The organism is Actinosynnema sp. NPDC059797 (genome assembly GCF_042732085.1).
Lineage (GTDB): Bacteria > Actinomycetota > Actinomycetes > Mycobacteriales > Pseudonocardiaceae > Actinosynnema.
This window is the reverse complement of record NZ_JBHWIE010000008.1, coordinates 38,811-54,216: the sequence shown is the minus strand read 5'-3', so window position 1 is coordinate 54,216 and position 15,406 is coordinate 38,811. Positions and strand designations below refer to the sequence as shown.

General features: G+C 73.2%; 14 protein-coding genes and 2 pseudogenes. 8 read left to right on the top strand and 8 right to left on the bottom strand.

Annotated features, from left to right (window positions below; genetic code table 11):
• Positions 1-101: 101 nt before the first annotated feature.
• Positions 102-1,619, top strand: a complete 1,518-nt coding sequence (locus ACFV4N_RS04675; protein ID WP_499671126.1) for a phytoene desaturase family protein — start codon at positions 102-104, stop codon at positions 1,617-1,619.
• On the opposite strand, the gene ACFV4N_RS04670 is transcribed toward ACFV4N_RS04675, so the two are convergent.
• A complete protein-coding gene (locus ACFV4N_RS04670) occupies positions 1,616-2,101 on the bottom strand; it encodes a hypothetical protein (RefSeq protein ID WP_499671125.1) in 486 nt (161 codons plus the stop codon). The genes ACFV4N_RS04675 and ACFV4N_RS04670 overlap by 4 nt on opposite strands.
• A gap of 91 nt (positions 2,102-2,192) precedes the next feature.
• Here ACFV4N_RS04670 and ACFV4N_RS04665 point away from each other — a divergent pair, with 91 nt between their 5' ends.
• Together ACFV4N_RS04665 and ACFV4N_RS04660 are read left to right on the top strand one after the other, a co-directional pair.
• A complete protein-coding gene (locus ACFV4N_RS04665; RefSeq protein WP_499671124.1) occupies positions 2,193-2,771 on the top strand; it encodes an ArsR/SmtB family transcription factor in 579 nt (192 codons plus the stop codon).
• 10 nt (positions 2,772-2,781) lie between these two features.
• Positions 2,782-2,982, top strand: a complete 201-nt coding sequence (locus ACFV4N_RS04660; protein WP_499671123.1) for a hypothetical protein — start codon at positions 2,782-2,784, stop codon at positions 2,980-2,982.
• Here ACFV4N_RS04660 and ACFV4N_RS04655 read toward each other — a convergent pair.
• Both ACFV4N_RS04655 and ACFV4N_RS04650 read right to left on the bottom strand, forming a co-directional pair.
• Positions 2,979-5,270, bottom strand: a complete 2,292-nt coding sequence (locus ACFV4N_RS04655; RefSeq protein ID WP_499671122.1) for an FdhF/YdeP family oxidoreductase — start codon at positions 5,268-5,270, stop codon at positions 2,979-2,981. The two genes, ACFV4N_RS04660 and ACFV4N_RS04655, sit on opposite strands and share 4 nt — an antisense overlap.
• 283 nt (positions 5,271-5,553) lie before the next feature.
• Positions 5,554-6,468: a hypothetical protein gene (locus ACFV4N_RS04650; protein WP_499671121.1), complete on the bottom strand. Its 915-nt coding sequence runs from the start codon at positions 6,466-6,468 to the stop codon at positions 5,554-5,556.
• A 130-nt stretch (positions 6,469-6,598) separates the two neighbouring features.
• On the opposite strand from ACFV4N_RS04650, the gene ACFV4N_RS04645 reads away from it, so the two are divergent.
• The 3 genes from ACFV4N_RS04645 to ACFV4N_RS04635 are packed head-to-tail and all read left to right on the top strand — an operon-like array spanning position 6,599 to position 10,985.
• Positions 6,599-9,247, top strand: a complete 2,649-nt coding sequence (locus ACFV4N_RS04645; RefSeq protein WP_499671120.1) for a valine--tRNA ligase — start codon at positions 6,599-6,601, stop codon at positions 9,245-9,247.
• Positions 9,244-10,608, top strand: coding sequence for a bifunctional tetrahydrofolate synthase/dihydrofolate synthase (folC, locus tag ACFV4N_RS04640; RefSeq protein WP_499671119.1), 1,365 nt, complete (start codon positions 9,244-9,246; stop codon positions 10,606-10,608). The genes ACFV4N_RS04645 and folC overlap by 4 nt, the downstream gene beginning before the upstream one ends.
• Positions 10,605-10,985 (top strand): DUF4233 domain-containing protein, encoded by a 381-nt coding sequence (locus ACFV4N_RS04635; protein ID WP_499671118.1) that lies wholly within the window; start codon positions 10,605-10,607, stop codon positions 10,983-10,985. The genes folC and ACFV4N_RS04635 overlap by 4 nt, the downstream gene beginning before the upstream one ends.
• 72 nt (positions 10,986-11,057) lie before the next feature.
• Here the strand turns inward: ACFV4N_RS04635 and ACFV4N_RS04630 are convergent, their stop codons facing one another.
• Positions 11,058-11,888: a S1 family peptidase gene (locus ACFV4N_RS04630; protein ID WP_499671117.1), complete on the bottom strand. Its 831-nt coding sequence runs from the start codon at positions 11,886-11,888 to the stop codon at positions 11,058-11,060.
• Between the two features lie 173 nt (positions 11,889-12,061).
• Here ACFV4N_RS04630 and ACFV4N_RS04625 point away from each other — a divergent pair.
• A pseudogene (locus ACFV4N_RS04625) lies at positions 12,062-12,483 on the top strand (PhoD-like phosphatase N-terminal domain-containing protein); the annotation flags it as partial.
• Between the two features lie 28 nt (positions 12,484-12,511).
• On the opposite strand, the gene ACFV4N_RS04620 reads toward ACFV4N_RS04625, so the two are convergent.
• Genes ACFV4N_RS04620 through ACFV4N_RS04605 form a run of 4 tightly spaced genes read right to left on the bottom strand, consistent with a single transcriptional unit; the run spans position 12,512 to position 14,833 of the window.
• On the bottom strand, positions 12,512-12,742 hold the full coding sequence (locus ACFV4N_RS04620; protein ID WP_499671116.1) for a hypothetical protein: 231 nt from the start codon (positions 12,740-12,742) through the stop codon (positions 12,512-12,514).
• A 5-nt stretch (positions 12,743-12,747) separates the two neighbouring features.
• Positions 12,748-14,025: a WXG100 family type VII secretion target gene (locus ACFV4N_RS04615; RefSeq protein ID WP_499671115.1), complete on the bottom strand. Its 1,278-nt coding sequence runs from the start codon at positions 14,023-14,025 to the stop codon at positions 12,748-12,750.
• The gene (locus ACFV4N_RS04610; RefSeq protein ID WP_499671114.1) at positions 14,022-14,324 is read right to left on the bottom strand and encodes a type VII secretion target; all 303 of its coding nucleotides are present in this window, start codon (positions 14,322-14,324) and stop codon (positions 14,022-14,024) included. Before ACFV4N_RS04610 ends, ACFV4N_RS04615 begins: the two co-directional genes overlap by 4 nt.
• 11 nt (positions 14,325-14,335) lie before the next feature.
• Positions 14,336-14,833, bottom strand: a complete 498-nt coding sequence (locus ACFV4N_RS04605; protein ID WP_499671113.1) for a YbaB/EbfC family nucleoid-associated protein — start codon at positions 14,831-14,833, stop codon at positions 14,336-14,338.
• Positions 14,834-14,904: 71 nt separating this feature from the next.
• On the opposite strand from ACFV4N_RS04605, the pseudogene ACFV4N_RS04600 reads away from it, so the two are divergent.
• A pseudogene (locus ACFV4N_RS04600) lies at positions 14,905-15,353 on the top strand (alkaline phosphatase D family protein); the annotation flags it as partial.
• Between the last annotated feature and the right edge of the window lie 53 nt (positions 15,354-15,406).

Genomic DNA, 15,406 nt, shown 5'->3' with positions numbered 1-15,406 from the left:
GACGGGGGCCCGGCGCCGCTCCGGGGCGCCCGGTCCGGTCCACAGAGGACGGTCGCGCGCGGGTCTCCTCGGCGGGCCGTCCACCGGCTAGGGTCTTCCCGGTGGGCAACTACGACGTGGTGGTGGTCGGCGGCGGGCACAACGCGCTGGTGGCGGCGGCCTACCTGGCGCGCGCCGGGCTCGGCGTGCTGGTGCTGGAGAAGCTGGGGCACGTGGGCGGCGCGGCCGTGAGCGAGCGGGCGTTCCCCGGTGTGGAGGCGCGGCTGTCGCGGTACTCCTACCTGGTCAGCCTGCTGCCCGACCGGGTCGTGGCCGACCTGGGGCTGCGCGTGCGGCTGCGGTCGCGGGCCGCGTCGTCCTACACGCCGGCGGGCGACCTGCTGGTCGAGCGGGACCCGGGTCCGGCGACCGCGGCCTCGTTCCGGGCGCTCACCGGGTCGGACGCCGAGTACGGGCGCTGGCGGCGCTGGTACGGGGAGCTGGAGGGGTTCGCGAGGGCGCTCGCGCCGACCGCGCTGGAGCCGCTGGTCTCCCGGGAGCGCGCCCGCGCGCTGGTCGACCCGGCCGTGTGGGACCGGGTGGTGGAGCGCCCGCTCGGGGAGGGCCTGGAGGAGCTGTTCGCCGACGACGTGGTGCGCGGCGTGGTGGCCACGGACGGGCTGATCGGCACGCACGCGTCGCTGCGCGACCTCGCGGCCAACCGGTGCTTCCTGTACCACGTGATCGGCAACGGCTCGGGGGAGTGGCTGGTGCCGGTGGGCGGCATGGGCGCGGTGACCGCCGAGCTGGAGCGGGTGGCGCGGGAGGCGGGCGCGGAGGTCGTGACCGGGGCGGAGGTGACCCGGGTGGACGCCGACGGCGTCGCCGCCGAGGTCGAGCACGACGGTCGCGCGGTGGGCGCGCGGTACGTGCTGTCCGGCGTCGCGCCGTCCACTTTGGACGTCCTGCGCGGCGGGCCGCGGCGCGCGGTGGCCGAGGGCTGCCAGCTCAAGGTGAACATGCTGCTGGAGCGGCTGCCCCGGTTCCGGTCCGGGGTGGACCCGGGGCTGGCGTTCGCGGGCACGCTGCACCTGGACGAGTCCTACGAGCAGTTGGAGACCGCCTACCGGGAGAGCGCCGCCGGCCGCGTGCCGTCGGTGCTGCCCGCGGAGATGTACTGCCACACCCTGACCGACCCGTCGATCCTCGCGCCGGAGCTGGTCGAGCGCGGGTGGCACACGCTGACGCTGTTCGGCCTGCACACGCCCGCGTCGCTGTTCGAGGGGCGCGAAGGGCTGCGGGACGAGCTGGTCGGCCGCTACCTGGCCGCGCTGGACGAGCACCTGGTGGAGCCGATCGAGTCCTGCCTGGCCACCGACGCCGAGGGCCGGCCGTGCCTGGAGGCCCGCTCGCCGCTGGACCTGGAGGCGGAGCTGGGCCTGCCGCGCGGCAACATCTTCCACGGCGAGCTGGCGTGGCCGTTCGCCGAGGACGAGGCCGAGGTCGGCCGCTGGGGCGTGGAGACCGACGTGGCCAACCTGTTCGTGTGCGGGGCGGGCGCGCGGCGCGGCGGCGGGGTCAGCGGCATCGGCGGGCACAACGCGGCGATGGCCGTGCTGGAGCGGTGGTCGTCCCGCTAGAGGCGGGCGAACAGCTCCGAGACCAGTTGCTCGGCGTGGCGGGTGTTGGCGCCGGAGGACACCTCGATCTCGACCGTGCCGCGCCGGGCGACCACGACCGTCCGCACGACCTCGCCGGAGGTGGTCGTGGCGCGGTACGCCTCGTCCTGGAGGCCGGGCACGTCGACGACGTCGCGGCGCCCGGCGCGGCGCCGCGCGAACGCCTCGGCGTCCGTGCCGGTGGTGAACCGGACCTGCGCGCCGCCGCCGTCGTAGGTGCAGGTCACGACGTTGTCGGCGATGGACTGGCGCGAGTGGTTGAGGCGCAGCCGCAGCGTCGCCGCGACCACGTCCTGCGGCGCGTCCGCGCAGTTCACGCCCGCCGACTCGGTGGGGGCTGGCGGTGGCGGCGTCGCGGAGGTGGTCGGCGCGGCCCGGGGTTCGGGGGCGCACGCGGCCAGCGCGAGCGCCGCCGCGACGGCCAGCGCGGTACGGGCGGTCACACCGGTGTGTTCGCCCGGGTGGCGGCGGCCGTTACGACACTATCTAAAGGTTCCTTGCTAAAGGGAGATTGATAAAGGTACCTTGAGGTACATGGCCGACGACGAGCTGATCCGCGATCCCAAGGCGCTGCGGGCCCTGGCCCACCCGTTCCGCTGGAAGCTCATCGAGGTGCTGTCCAGCGAAGGGCCGTGCACGGCCACCCGGTGCGCCGAGCTGACCGGCGAGAGCGTGGCCAGCTGCTCGTACCACCTGAACATGCTGGCCAAGTACGGCTTCGTGGAGGAGGTGACCGGCAAGGGCAGGCAGAAGCCGTGGCGGCTGACGCGCAAGGAGCAGAGCTGGTCGAGCCTCGAACTGGACCAGGAGGGGGTGCTCGCGGCCGAGGCGGCGAGCGACGCGCTCCTGGAGCACGAGTTCGCCACCATGCGCCGCTACTTCCGCCGCAAGCAGCTGGAACCGGTGGAGTGGCGCGAGGTCGTGGGCATCGACGCCACGATGAACTTCCTCACCGCCGAGGAGGCCGCCGAGGCGCTGGCGGAGATCCGCGCCGTGCTGCACCGCCACGCCGACCGCCGGGACACCGACAACCGGCCCGAGGGCTCCCGCGCCATCCGCTTCTTCCTGTCCACCACCGTGTTGCCCGACAACGGCCGGCCCGACAACTCCTAGGGGGAGAGCCATGCCGCACGACCACCTGCTGCTGAGCGTCGCGAAACAGCACATGCGCGAGGAGCAAGGCGCCGCCGAACGCCATCGCTCGACCGGCGGCAAGCGCTTGCGCGCGCTGTCCGGCTGGGTCCGGTTCGACTGGCGCGTGGTGCGCGACCACCGCGAGCTGGTGGCCGGGTTCGGCGTCTCCTGGCGGCGCGCCCCGGGCTAGTCCACCGCCTCCAGCCGCACCACGACCGACTTCGACGTGGGCGTGCCCGACACCTCGGCGGTCGAGTCGAGCGGCACCAGGGCGTTCGCCTCGGGGAAGTACGCCGCCGCGCAGCCCCGCGCCGTGGGGTAGGCCACCACGCGGAAGCGGGGCGCGCGCCGCTCGGTCACCCCCGTCGGGTCGTCCGGCCACTCGCTCACCAGGTCCACGTGCTGCCCGTCGCGCAGGCCCAGGTCGGCCAGGTCGTCAGGGCTGACGAACACCACCCGCCGGCCGTCCTTCACGCCCCGGTAGCGGTCGTCCAGGCCGTAGATCGTGGTGTTGTACTGGTCGTGGCTGCGCAGGGTCTGCAACAGCAGCCGCCCGGGCGGCACCTCCAGCACGGTCAGCGCGTTGGCCGAGAACTGCGCCTTGCCGGTGCGGGTCCCGGTGAACTCGCGGGCGTCGCGCGGGGCGTGCGGCAGCACGAAGCCGTCCGGGCGGCGCACCCTCTCGTTGTAGTCCGCGCAGCCCGGCACCACCCGCGCGATCCGGTCCCGGATCCGGTCGTAGTCCTTCTCGAACTCCTCCCACGGCACCGGGTGCGCCGGCCCGAGCACGGCGCGCGCCAGCCGGCACACGATCGACACCTCCGACAGCAGCCGGTCGCCCGCCGGCTCCAGCCGGCCCCGCGAGCGGTGCACCACCGACATCGAGTCCTCGACCGTGACGAACTGCTCGCCGCCGTGCTGGAGGTCGCTCTCGGTGCGCCCCAGGGTGGGCAGGATCAGGGCGGTGCGCCCGTGCACCACGTGCGAGCGGTTGAGCTTGGTCGACACGTGCACGGTCAGGTCCAGGCCCCGCAGCGCGGCCTCGGTCACCGGCGTGTCCGGCGTGGCGGAGGCGAAGTTGCCGCCCACGGCGAAGAACACCTTCACCCGGCCGTCGCGCATGGCGCGGATCGAGGCCACCGTGTCGAGGCCGTGGGCGCGCGGCACCTCGATGCCGAACTCCGCCTCCAGGTTGGCCAGGAACTTCTCCGGCATCTTCTCCCAGATGCCCATGGTCCGGTCGCCCTGCACGTTGGAGTGGCCGCGCACCGGGCACAGGCCCGCGCCCCTCTTGCCGATCATGCCGCGCAGCAGCGCCACGTTCGCGATCTCGCGGATCGTCGGCACGGCGTGCCGGTGCTGGGTCAGGCCCATGGCCCAGCAGAAGATCGTGCGCTCCGAACCGGCCAGCAGCCGGGCGAACCCCTCCACCTGCGCGCGCGGCAGGCCCGTGGCGCGGTCGACCGCCGCCCAGTCCAGCTCCCGCACGTGGTCGGCGTACTCGGCGAAACCGTGGGTGCTGCGCTCGACGAACCCCTCGTCCACCGCGCCCCACCGCAGCAGCAGGTGGCCCGCCGCCTGGAACAGCGCCTGGTCGCCGCCCAGCCGGATCTGGAGGAACTCGTCGGCCAGCGGCGTGCCGGCGCCGACCAGGCCGCGCGCGTTCTGCGGGTTCTTGAACCGCAGCAACCCGGCCTCCGGCAACGGGTTCACCGCCACGACGCGCGCGCCCGCCCGCTTGGCCTCCTCCAGCGCCGACAGCATCCGCGGGTGGTTGGTGCCGGGGTTCTGGCCCACCACCACGACCAGGTCGGCGTGGGCGAAGTCGTCGATGCCGACCGAGCCCTTGCCGATGCCGGTGGTCTCCGCCAGCGCCGCGCCCGACGACTCGTGGCACATGTTGGAGCAGTCCGGCAGGTTGTTCGTGCCGAACGAGCGGACCAGCAGCTGGTAGAGGAACGCGGCCTCGTTGCTGGTGCGGCCGGAGGTGTAGAACACGGCCTCGTCCGGGCTCGCCAGGCCGTTCAGCTCCGCCGCGACCAGGTCGAAGGCGTCCTGCCAGGAGATGGGCTCGTAGTGCGCCGAGCCCTCGCGCAGCACCACCGGCTCGGTGATCCGGCCCTGCTGCCCCAGCCAGTAGTCGGTCTTGCCGGCCAGCTCGGCCACGGGGTGCCGCCAGAAGAACTCCGGGCCCACGCGCCGCCTGGTCGCCTCCTCGGCCACCGCCTTGGCGCCGTTCTCGCAGAACTCGGCGAGCCTGCGGTGCCCCTGCGGCTCCGGCCACGCGCACCCCGGGCAGTCGAAGCCCTCGCGCTGGTTGAGCAGCCGCAGCGTGGTCGCCGTCCGCGCCACGCCCATCTGCTCCACGCCGCGCTTGAGCGACACCGCCACCCCGGGCAGCCCCGCCGCCCAGCGCTTGGGCTCGTGCACGTCCAGCCGCGACTCGTCGACGTCCTGCTCCGGTGGCCTGCGCTCCATGCCGCTCATTCTGCCTTCGCCGGGCGCCCGCGCGGCCTTCGTGCCGCCGGCGCACCCCGCGCGAGCACGCCGGCGGTCTCCCCGATCGACCGCCCCGGTGCAGGCCGGCGCACGGCCGCTGCCCACGGGCCCCAAGGGGTTGTCCGGCCCGTGGATCCGACGCCCTCACCTGCGACGAAACCGGTGATCAACGTCAATTGTGAGCGGCGCCACTACTCGGCGAATCGGCTGAACGGGTGACCTCGCCGGTTCCGCGCCGCCGGCGGGTCAGTCGGGACGGCCGTCAGTCGGGGCAGCCGTCGGTCGGCGACGCGGGCACGGCGACGTCGAAGTCCAACCCGGCCGGGAGGCCCGGCTCGGCCAGGGCCGGCGCGAGGTAGCCGCGCTTCGCGGCCGAGCACGCGATCGAGTGCAGCGTGCCGACCGACTCGTCGGCCCACAGGCCCTCGACGCCGGGCGAACCCGAGCGCACCGCGTACCGCACCTGGAACCGGGCCACGGCCACCGCGTCCAGCGGCCCGCGCACCGCCTCGGGCCGGTCGGGGTCGAACGCGTAGGCGATCGTGTAGTCCGTGCGCACCACCAACTCGCCCGCCGGACCGGCCTCGGCGACCATCTCGCCGCGCACCTTCGGCTCCGCCTCCGCGAGCCGCGAACCCGGGTCCGCGCGCGTGGCCACCAGCGCCGCCTCGCCGTCGTTGCGCCCGTCGAACAGGGTGCGCAGCGAGTCCCGCAGGTCCGGGGCGAACAGCGCGAACAGCGGCTCCAGGTCGTGGTCGGCCACCACCCGCCGGTCCAGCCGCGCCGTCACCACGGCCTGCCGCACCCGCGCGTAGGCGTCGGCGACCTGCTCGGCGGTGAACCCGCCGACCGGGCCGGCCTCCGGCGCCACCACCCCGTCCGCGCCGTCCGCCCAGTCCGCCGCGGTCGTGCGCGCGAACGGCTCGTCCGGGTCGAACGCGTCCGGCTCGCCCGGCCGGGTGGCGAACACCGCCCACGCCAGCAGCACCGCCGCCACCGCGATCGCCAGGCCGCCCAGGACCTGCCCGCGCGGCCGCCACGAGCGCAGCCGCCGCACCCTGGCCTGCCGCTCCGCCCTCCGCACGGCCTCCCGCGCCCACCCGTCGCCCCTCAGGTCCGGGTGGTCCTCGATGCGGTACTCGTCCACTACGCCGGTCTCCCGATCACCTCGACGCACGCCCCCTCACCGGGACCGCCGGACCCGGGAACCCGGCGCCGGCCTCCTGCCGCGCGACAGCATCACACGTCAGGGGCGCTACCAGGTATCTGGTTAGAAGTCGATACCCGCGCCTCCGTAGACTTCGACCGTGACCGAGACGCCCACCGCACCACCACAGCGCACAGGACTCCCGCCGGCGTGGAACCCGGCCGAGGTAGAGGCCGGCCTGTACGAGCGGTGGGTCGAGCGCGGCTACTTCACGGCGGACGCGACCAGCGACAAGCCGCCGTTCACCATCGTGCTGCCCCCGCCGAACGTCAACGGCAGCCTGCACATGGGCCACGCCCTCAACCACAGCGTCATGGACGCGCTGACCCGCCGCCGCCGGATGCAGGGCTACGAGGTGCTCTGGCTGCCCGGCACCGACCACGCGGGCATCGCCACCCAGACCGCGGTCGAGCGCGCCCTGGCGGGCGAGGGCAAGTCCCGCCACGACCTGGGCCGCGAGAAGTTCGTCGAGCGCGTCTGGGAGTGGCGCGAGGAGGTCGGCGGCACGATCCTGGGCCAGATGCGCCGCCTCGGCGACGGCGTGGACTGGTCCCGGCTGCGCTTCACCATGGACGACGTGCTGTCCCGGGCCGTCCAGACGATCTTCAAGAAGCTGTTCGACGACGACCTGATCTACCGCGCCGAGCGCATCATCAACTGGTGCCCGCGGTGCCAGACCGCGCTGTCGGACATCGAGGTCGACCACTCCGAGGACGACGGCGAGCTGGTCTCCATCCGCTACGGCTCGGGCGACCGCTCGATCGTGGTGGCCACCACCCGCGCCGAGACCATGCTGGGCGACACCGCGGTCGCGGTGCACCCGGAGGACGAGCGCTACCGGCACCTGATCGGCACCGACGTCGAGGTGCCGCTGACGGGCCGGTTCGTGCCGGTCGTCGCCGACGAGCACGTGGACCCGGCGTTCGGCACCGGCGCGGTCAAGGTGACCCCGGCGCACGACCCGAACGACTTCGAGATCGGCCGGCGCCACGACCTGCCGACGCTGACCGTCATGGACGGCCGCGGCGTGATCACGGCCAAGGGCCCGTTCGAGGGCCTGGACCGGTTCGAGGCGCGCCCCGCGGTCGTCGCCGCGCTGCGCGAGCAGGGCCGGATCGTGGCCGAGAAGCGCCCCTACCGGCACGCCGTCGGCCACTGCTCCCGGTGCGACACGGTCATCGAGCCGCGCCTGTCCCTGCAGTGGTGGGTGAAGGTCGCGCCGCTGGCCGAGGCGGCGTCCGCCGCCGTGCGCGACGGCCGCACCGCCATCCACCCGCCGGAGCTGGCCAAGCGCTACTTCGACTGGGTCGACAACCTCAACGACTGGTGCATCTCGCGCCAGCTGTGGTGGGGCCACCGCATCCCGGTCTGGTACGGCCCGGACGGCGAGGTGGTGTGCGTCGGACCGGACGAGGAGCCGCCCGGCGAGGGCTGGGTGCAGGACGAGGACGTGCTGGACACGTGGTTCTCGTCCGGCCTGTGGCCGTTCTCCACGCTGGGCTGGCCCGAGCGGACCGGGGACCTGGCGAAGTTCTACTCGACCTCGGTGCTGTCCACCGGCTACGACATCCTGTTCTTCTGGGTCGTCCGGATGATGATGTTCGGCCTGTACGCGATGGACGGCGTGCAGCCGTTCGACCACGTGTACCTGCACGGCCTCATCCGCGACCAGCACGGCAAGAAGATGTCCAAGTCGCGCGGCAACGGCATCGACCCGATCGACTGGATGGACGCCTACGGCGCCGACGCCACCCGGTTCACGCTGCTGCGCGGCGCGAACCCCGGCTCGGACATGGCCATCGCCGAGGAGTGGGCCGCGGGCTCGCGCAACTTCACCACGAAGCTGTGGAACGCCGCCCGGTTCGCGCTGGGCAACGGCGCGACGGTGGAGCGCCCGCTGCCGGCGCGCGAGGAGCTGACCGACGCCGACCGCTGGATCCTCGACCTGCTCGACCGGCTCACCTCCGACGTGGACCGGCACTTCGAGGGCTTCCAGTTCGCCAAGCTCAGCGAGGCGCTGTACCACTTCACGTGGGACGAGTTCTGCGACTGGTACCTGGAGCTGGCCAAGGTCCAGCTGGGCGAGGGCGGCGAGCGCGCCGAGCACACCCGGGCCGTGCTCGGCCACGTGCTCGACGTGGTGCTGCGGCTGCTGCACCCGCTGACGCCGTTCATCACCGAGGTGCTGTGGACCACGCTCACCGGCCGCGAGTCGGTCGTGGTCGCGGAGTGGCCGGCGCCGACCGGCGCCGCGCCCGACGAGGTGGCGGCGCAGCGGGTCGAGGGCCTGAAGAAGCTGGTCACCGAGATCCGCCGGTTCCGCTCCGACCAGGGCCTCAAGCCCGGCCAGAAGGTCGCGGGCGCGGTGCGCGGCGCGTGCTGCGTCGACCTGCTCGACCAGGTGCCGGCGGTGCGGGCGCTGACCAGGATGACCGAGCCCGACGAGGGGTTCTCGGCGTCGGTGTCGCTGGACGTGGGCCTGCCCAAGGGCACGGTGAAGGTCGAGCTGGACCTGTCCGGCGCGATCGACGTGGTGGCCGAGCGCAAGCGCCTGGCCAAGGACCTCGCGGTGGCCGAGAAGGAACGCGCCCAGTGCGAGGGCAAGCTGGGCAACGCGGCGTTCCTGGCCAAGGCGCCCGCCGACGTGGTGGCGAAGATCCAGGCGCGGCTCGACGCGGCCAACGCCGAGGTCGACCGCATCCACGCCCGCCTCGAGACGCTGCCCCAGGACCCGGGCGCGCGGTCGTGACCGGGTTCGAGGCGGGCGGGCTGGAGGACCTGCGCCAGGTCGAGGCGGAGCTGAACACCCGCTGGCCGGAGACCAAGCTGGAACCGAGCCTGACCAGGATCCGGCAGCTCGTCGACCTGCTCGGCGACCCCCAGCGCTCCTACCCGGTGCTGCACGTCGGCGGCACGAACGGCAAGACGTCGACCTCGCGCATGGTCGACGCGCTGCTCACGCGCGTCGGCCTGCGCACCGGCCGGTACACCAGCCCGCACCTCCAGCTGGCCACCGAGCGGATCAGCGTGGACGGCGCGCCGATCAGCCCAGAGCGCTACGTCGAGGTCTACCGGGACGTCGAGCCGTACGTGGCGATCGTGGACGGGCGCAACGAGGTGCCCATGAGCAAGTTCGAGGTGCTCACCGGCATGGCGTTCGCCGCGTTCGCGGACGCGCCGGTGGACGCCGCCGTGGTCGAGGTCGGCATGGGCGGCTCGTGGGACGCCACGAACGTCGCGGACGGCCGGATCGCGGTGGTCACCCCGATCGGGCTCGACCACGTCGAGTACCTGGGCAGCGACCTCGCGGGCATCGCGGAGGAGAAGGCCGGGATCATCAAGCCCGGCGCGGTCGCCGTGCTCGCGCAGCAGGAGGCCGCGGTCGAGCAGGTGCTGCTGCGGCGGTGCGCCGAGGTGGACGCCGCGATCGCGCGGCTGGGCTCGGAGTTCGGCGTGCTCCAGCGCGACGTCGCGGTGGGCGGCCAGGTGCTGCGACTCCAGGGCCTCGGCGGCGTGTACGAGGACGTCTTCCTGCCGCTGCACGGCGCCCACCAGGCGGCGAACGCGGTGCTGGCGCTGGCCGCCCTGGAGGCGTTCTTCGGCGCGGGCGCGGACCGGCAGCTCGACGTGGAGGCGGTGCGCGAGGCGTTCGCCGGCGTGGCCTCGCCGGGCCGGCTGGAGCGGGTGCGCTCGGCGCCGACCGTGCTGGTCGACGCGGCGCACAACCCGCACGGCGCGCAGGCGCTGGCGAAGGCGCTGGACGAGGAGTTCGGCTTCCGCAAGCTGGTCGCCGTGGTCGGTGTGATGGACGACAAGGACGCCGTCGGCATCCTGTCCGCGCTGGAGCCGGTGGTGCAGGAGGTCGTGCTGACCGCGAACTCCTCGCCCCGGGCCATGGACCCCGACCTGCTCGCCGGCGTGGCCATCCCGATCTTCGGGGAGGACCGGATGCTCGTGCAGCCGCACCTGCCCGACGCGCTGGAGGAGGCGATCCGGCTCGCCGAGGAGAACGACGACGGCGACGTGGTCTCCGGCGGCGGCGTGGTGGTGACCGGTTCGGTGGTGACCGCCGGCGAGGCGCGCGCCCTGTTCGGCAAGGAGCCCTCATGACCGCGCCCGCTCCCAAGAAGGACCCGATGAAGGGCTTCCGGGGGATCATGGCGGGCACGCTGATCCTGGAGGCCGTCGTCGTCGCCCTGGCGCTGCCGGTGGTGGCGAACCTGGGCGGCGGCATCGGCAGCGGCACCGGGTACCTGGTGCTCGGCCTGATCGTCGCGTTCCTCGGCACGTGCGCCCTGCTGAAGCACTCGTGGAGCGCGTACGTGATCGTCGCGCTGCACGTGGTGATGATCGCGGGGTGGTTCGCGATGGTCGCGCTGGGCATCATCGGCGTGGTGTTCAGCCTGGTGTGGGCGTACCTGTTCTGGCTGCGGCGGGACGTGGCGAAGCGGATGGCCGAGGGGCGGCTGCCCAGCCAGCAGCGGTGAGGCGCGTGGTGGGTGCCGCCGCGCGAGGTGATCGCGACGGCACCCGGTCGCGCCGGACGACCCGGCGCGGGCTCAGCGGTCGGTGCTGATCGTCTTGCGGATCCAGCCGGTGTACGCGGTCGCGTTGGTGTAGAGACCCGGGCCGTTCGCGCAGGGCACGTCCTCGTCACCGGGGCCGGAGGTGACGCCGATCAGCTCCCACCGCCCCCACTTCCCGCGCTGGACCTGCGGCCCGCCGGAGTCGCCGGAGCACGCCATGGCACCGGCCGTCCGGCTGACCGTGCACAGCCGGGTCCGGTCCGCGAAGCCGGGCGCGCACTCGGACTCGGCGCCGCGACGGGTGTCGAGCTGCTGGAGCCGCTCGGGGAACTCCCACTCGTCCGGGCCGGCCCCCTCGACCGTGGTGCCGAACCCCAGCAGCCGGGTCGGGGTGCCGGGCGAGCCCGCCCGGTCGGCGATCCGGATCGGCCGCTGGGCGACCGGGCGGTCCAGGCGCACCAGCGCGATGTCGTTGCGGTTGGGCTGCGTCCCCGGCGCCACCTCGTAGGCCGGGTGGCGCACCACGCGGTCGATGGTCCGGACGGCGCCGCCGGAAGTCCGCCGGTCGCTGCCGACGCGCACGGTCCCGTCCAGCACCGCCCCGCCCGCCCCCTGGTCGACGCAGTGCGCCGCCGTCACCACCCACCGCGGGTGGATCAGCGACGCCCCGCAGACGCCCTTGGCGTCGCCCGCGGCGGGCACGGTCAGCGGGATCGAGGCCATGAACTGGTAGCGCTCGGTGGAGTCCTGCCCGTTGATGACGGCGCCGGCGGTGCCGGTCGTCGCCGCGGCGGCGAACGCGCCCACCAGCAGGACGCCGGCCACCCGGACCGCTCCACGGCGCACGGACTTCAGTCTCGACATGCTCTTCCTTCGCACTGGGGATCTGGCACTGGGGATGACGAACGAGACCGATCCTTTCCGTCCACGGCGGACGAAACCATGCAGCCAACAGGCCGGTCGGCGGGGGTGGCAGCCCGACCGTCCGCGGTAGCCCCTGCACCACCGGAGGAGGGCCGGTCGTCCAGCCGGCAGCGGTGGGGCGCGCGGCGTTCGTGCCCGGTGGGGTGGCTTTCGCGCACGGCCGCAGCCGCCCGGTGCTCACGCACGGCGTGCAGTCCGGTGACGTGACCGTCGACGGCGGCCTGGTGTGGACGCGGGCCGACCGGCCGGCGCGGATGCTGGTCGAGGTGTCCGGCGACCCGTCGTTCCGGAGGTCCCGGGTGGTGCGCGGCCCGCTGCTCACGCCGGAGACCGGCGGCACGGGCCGGGTGCGGCTGCGCAGGCTGCCCGCCGGTCGGACTTCTTCGTCAACAGCGGCGACACCGCGTACGCGGACGGCCCGCTCCGGGAGTCGATGGTGCTGCCGGACGGGCGGGTGTGGCGCAACCTGGTCATCCCGGAGAAGCTGAAGGTCGCCGAGACCCTGGACGAGTGCCGGGGCCAGTTCGCCTACAACCCCCGGTGACAGCGCTTCGCCAACATGGTCAGCTCTGGTGCACCAATCGATCCGGCGCGGCCTTCGTGTCGAGCCAGGTCCTGGCCAGCTTGCCCGCCGCGGCGCGGAACACGCCGTCGCGGTTGCCATCGTCGGGCGTGATGGTCTCCGACCGCTTGTCCAGGACGAGGTACCGCTGCGTTCCGCCGTCGGTGTGGAACCGGTAGCGCGCCTCGGCTTCGGTCTCGTCCTCCTTGTGCAAGTACACGAGCATCGCCATCGCGATCACCTCCAAGGCTCGCTGTAGTCCTCGTTGGACGCGGGTGGGATCTGGGTTTCCCACCGCGACACCTCGTTGGCCGCCGCGTGAGCTTCCCGGTACGAGGCGCTCGGGTTCTGCTGCCAGTATCGCGCCTCGGCGAGTTCGTGTTCGAGCAGGGCGATGTCCGAGGGCTGCGCCCGTCCCGACCGCAGCCTCAGCCACGCCTCCGCCATGTCCGGGTTGGGGTCGAAGCGGGCCATGACCGTGCCCCCGTCGACGCCCTCCAACGGGTGCAGGTCCTCGAACACGTGGTTCTTGATCTGCTCGATCTCGGCACGGCTGAAGCCGGTGCCACCTCCGACCCGGGGCACGTCGGCGACGTGGCCCGCGACGTCGCCGACGTCGTCGGACCCGCGGATCGACTGGTACGCGTTCTCCGACCAGCGGTCGATGCGGTCGTAGGCGCGCAACGACCCGTCGTCCACCGGCCGCGCGCCGCCGGTCTGACCGGGACGCGGCAGTTCATCACCCGATCGAGCGGGGGCCTTGAGGTCGTCCAGCACCTTGCGGACCTGGCCGAACACGTCACCGAGCCGGCGGAGCAGCGGGACGAGCTTCCCGATCGTCCGCACCAGTTTCTTGAGGATGTCGCCGATCTTCGCGGCCCACCGCGCCACGGCCGCCGACGCCTGCGCGACCACGACCGGCGTGGCCAGCCCGAGCGTGAACGCCACCTCGGCCGCCCAGGAGATCAACCGGCCCACCAGGTCGGCGATCAGGTCCCGCACGACCTCGCGCACGGCGGCGACCACGACACCGGCCATCTCCACGGCCGAGCCGAACCCGTCGGCGGCGGTGGACGCGCCGCCGAGCACCTCGGCGGTGTTCTTGGCGGCGGCCCGGTAGGCGTCCCCCGCCTGCCCCTGCCACCCGGCGGTGTCGGCGGCCACGTCGCGCGTGTAGTCGTCACGGACGCCGGCCACGGCTTCGGCAACGTTCTTCCAGGTGGCCGCGTGGGAGGCGACGAGGTCGGCGTTGCCCGCGAGCCAGTCCAACGCGTCGGACAGCGGCTTGACGTGCTCGATCAACCACGAGACACCGGCCGAGATCAACGAGCCCAGCGGGTCGATGACGACGCTCAGCGCCTCCAGGCCGACACCCGCGACACCCAAGCCGACGTCGACCCAGCTACCGCTCTCGATACCGGACTTGACGTCGGCGGCTGACTCGGCGACCCCGATGCCGGAGTACCACCGCGTGCTGTCCTGAACAGGGGCGATGAGCGGGTTGGTGTCGGTCAACGCAGGCTCCCGAAGGTGACCGCGGCATCGTCCTCGCGCTGCTCGTACTCGTCGGCCGTGTACTTCACCTGGGTGGCGATGTCGGCGATGCCCTTGGTGCCGGCCGTCAACGCGTCATTGGCCTGGTCCTCGACGCCGCGCATGACCGAGGGCAGGAACTGGCACAGCTGTCCGTACGCGCCGTCGGCCATGCTCACCGCGCGGGCGGCGTGCACCGCCTCGCCCAGCCGCTCGGCCAGTGCTTCCAGCTTGGCGGCGTGCGCGCGCAGTTCACCGGGCAGGACGTCGTAACCGCTCACCACGGCCTCCTTCACCTGAGGTAGGACTCGTCGCCGAAGTCGTCGTCATCCCCGCGAGTGCGCGGTGCGGGTGGCGGGGCGTCCCCGAAGCGGTCGCGGTAGGCGTCCACGACCATCCGGCGGGTGTCCGGCAGGTCGTCGCCCACCTGTGCTTCCGTCGCGGCCCGGACCTCACCGGCGATCCGCGCGCGAGCGGCATTCAGGGTGTTCATGAACAGCGGACCGAGGTCGTCGGGGCGCACCGAGACCGCCCGATCGGTGAACCGCACGTCCACCGGTGAGCCGGTGGAGTCGACGGTCACGACAACCGCGCCGTTGGGACTGGTTTCCGTCACCCGGATCCGCTCCACCTGGTCGCGCAACGCCTGCAAGCGATCGGCCCGGTTGCGCATCCCCTCGACCCAGTTGTCGATGCTGCGCTCCGCCTGCTCCGGATCCCCGCTCAACAGGCCGTCCCACCGTGGCTCCGCCATACGACGGTTATAGCCGGACGCCGCCGGAGTGATCACACGATCGGAAAAATTCCACTCGATACGTCCTCCCCTCGGGGGCGTACCGCCGAGGAGCCAGGCCATATGCATACCCGGAAGTGATCCTGGACTCCCCGCTCTACACCGAGAAGCGGGTGGACGTGCTGGCCCGGAGGGCGTTCCGGGCGTTCCACGAGTGACAGCCGATCGACCCGCTGCGCGCGGTGGACGGGCGGGTCTACCGCGGCGCGCACGTCGAGGTGTTCGTGCTGGACATGCGCTCCTACAAGGACGCCAACACCTCGCCGCGCGACGGCGCCGGGCACGTGCTGGGCGAGGAGCAGACGCGCTGGCTGATCGACTCGCTGGCGTGCTGGACCCGACGTTCGGGCCCGAGGCGGTGTTCGTCAACGCCCCGCCGGCGGCGAACACGACGCCGTTGGACGGGTTCCAGCACTTCGGCGAGGTCGAGGTGTCGCGGGACGGCGAGCTGATGGTGTGGCTGCGCGACATCGCCGGGCGGTCGCTGTGGAGCAAGACCCTCCAGCCGCGGCGTTGACGCAAGATCCTGCAAGGAGTTGCAGCCTTCTGGGCCTTGTCCGACCTCCTCCG

Coding starts and splice junctions, on each gene's coding strand:
- ACFV4N_RS04665 (WP_499671124.1), top strand. CDS start 2,193: ATGGCCGACGACGAGCTGATCCGCGATCCCAAGGCGCTGCGGGCCCTG.
- ACFV4N_RS04660 (WP_499671123.1), top strand. CDS start 2,782: ATGCCGCACGACCACCTGCTGCTGAGCGTCGCGAAACAGCACATGCGC.
- ACFV4N_RS04655 (WP_499671122.1), bottom strand. CDS start 5,270: ATGGAGCGCAGGCCACCGGAGCAGGACGTCGACGAGTCGCGGCTGGAC.
- ACFV4N_RS04635 (WP_499671118.1), top strand. CDS start 10,605: ATGACCGCGCCCGCTCCCAAGAAGGACCCGATGAAGGGCTTCCGGGGG.
- ACFV4N_RS04630 (WP_499671117.1), bottom strand. CDS start 11,888: ATGTCGAGACTGAAGTCCGTGCGCCGTGGAGCGGTCCGGGTGGCCGGC.
- ACFV4N_RS04620 (WP_499671116.1), bottom strand. CDS start 12,742: ATGGCGATGCTCGTGTACTTGCACAAGGAGGACGAGACCGAAGCCGAG.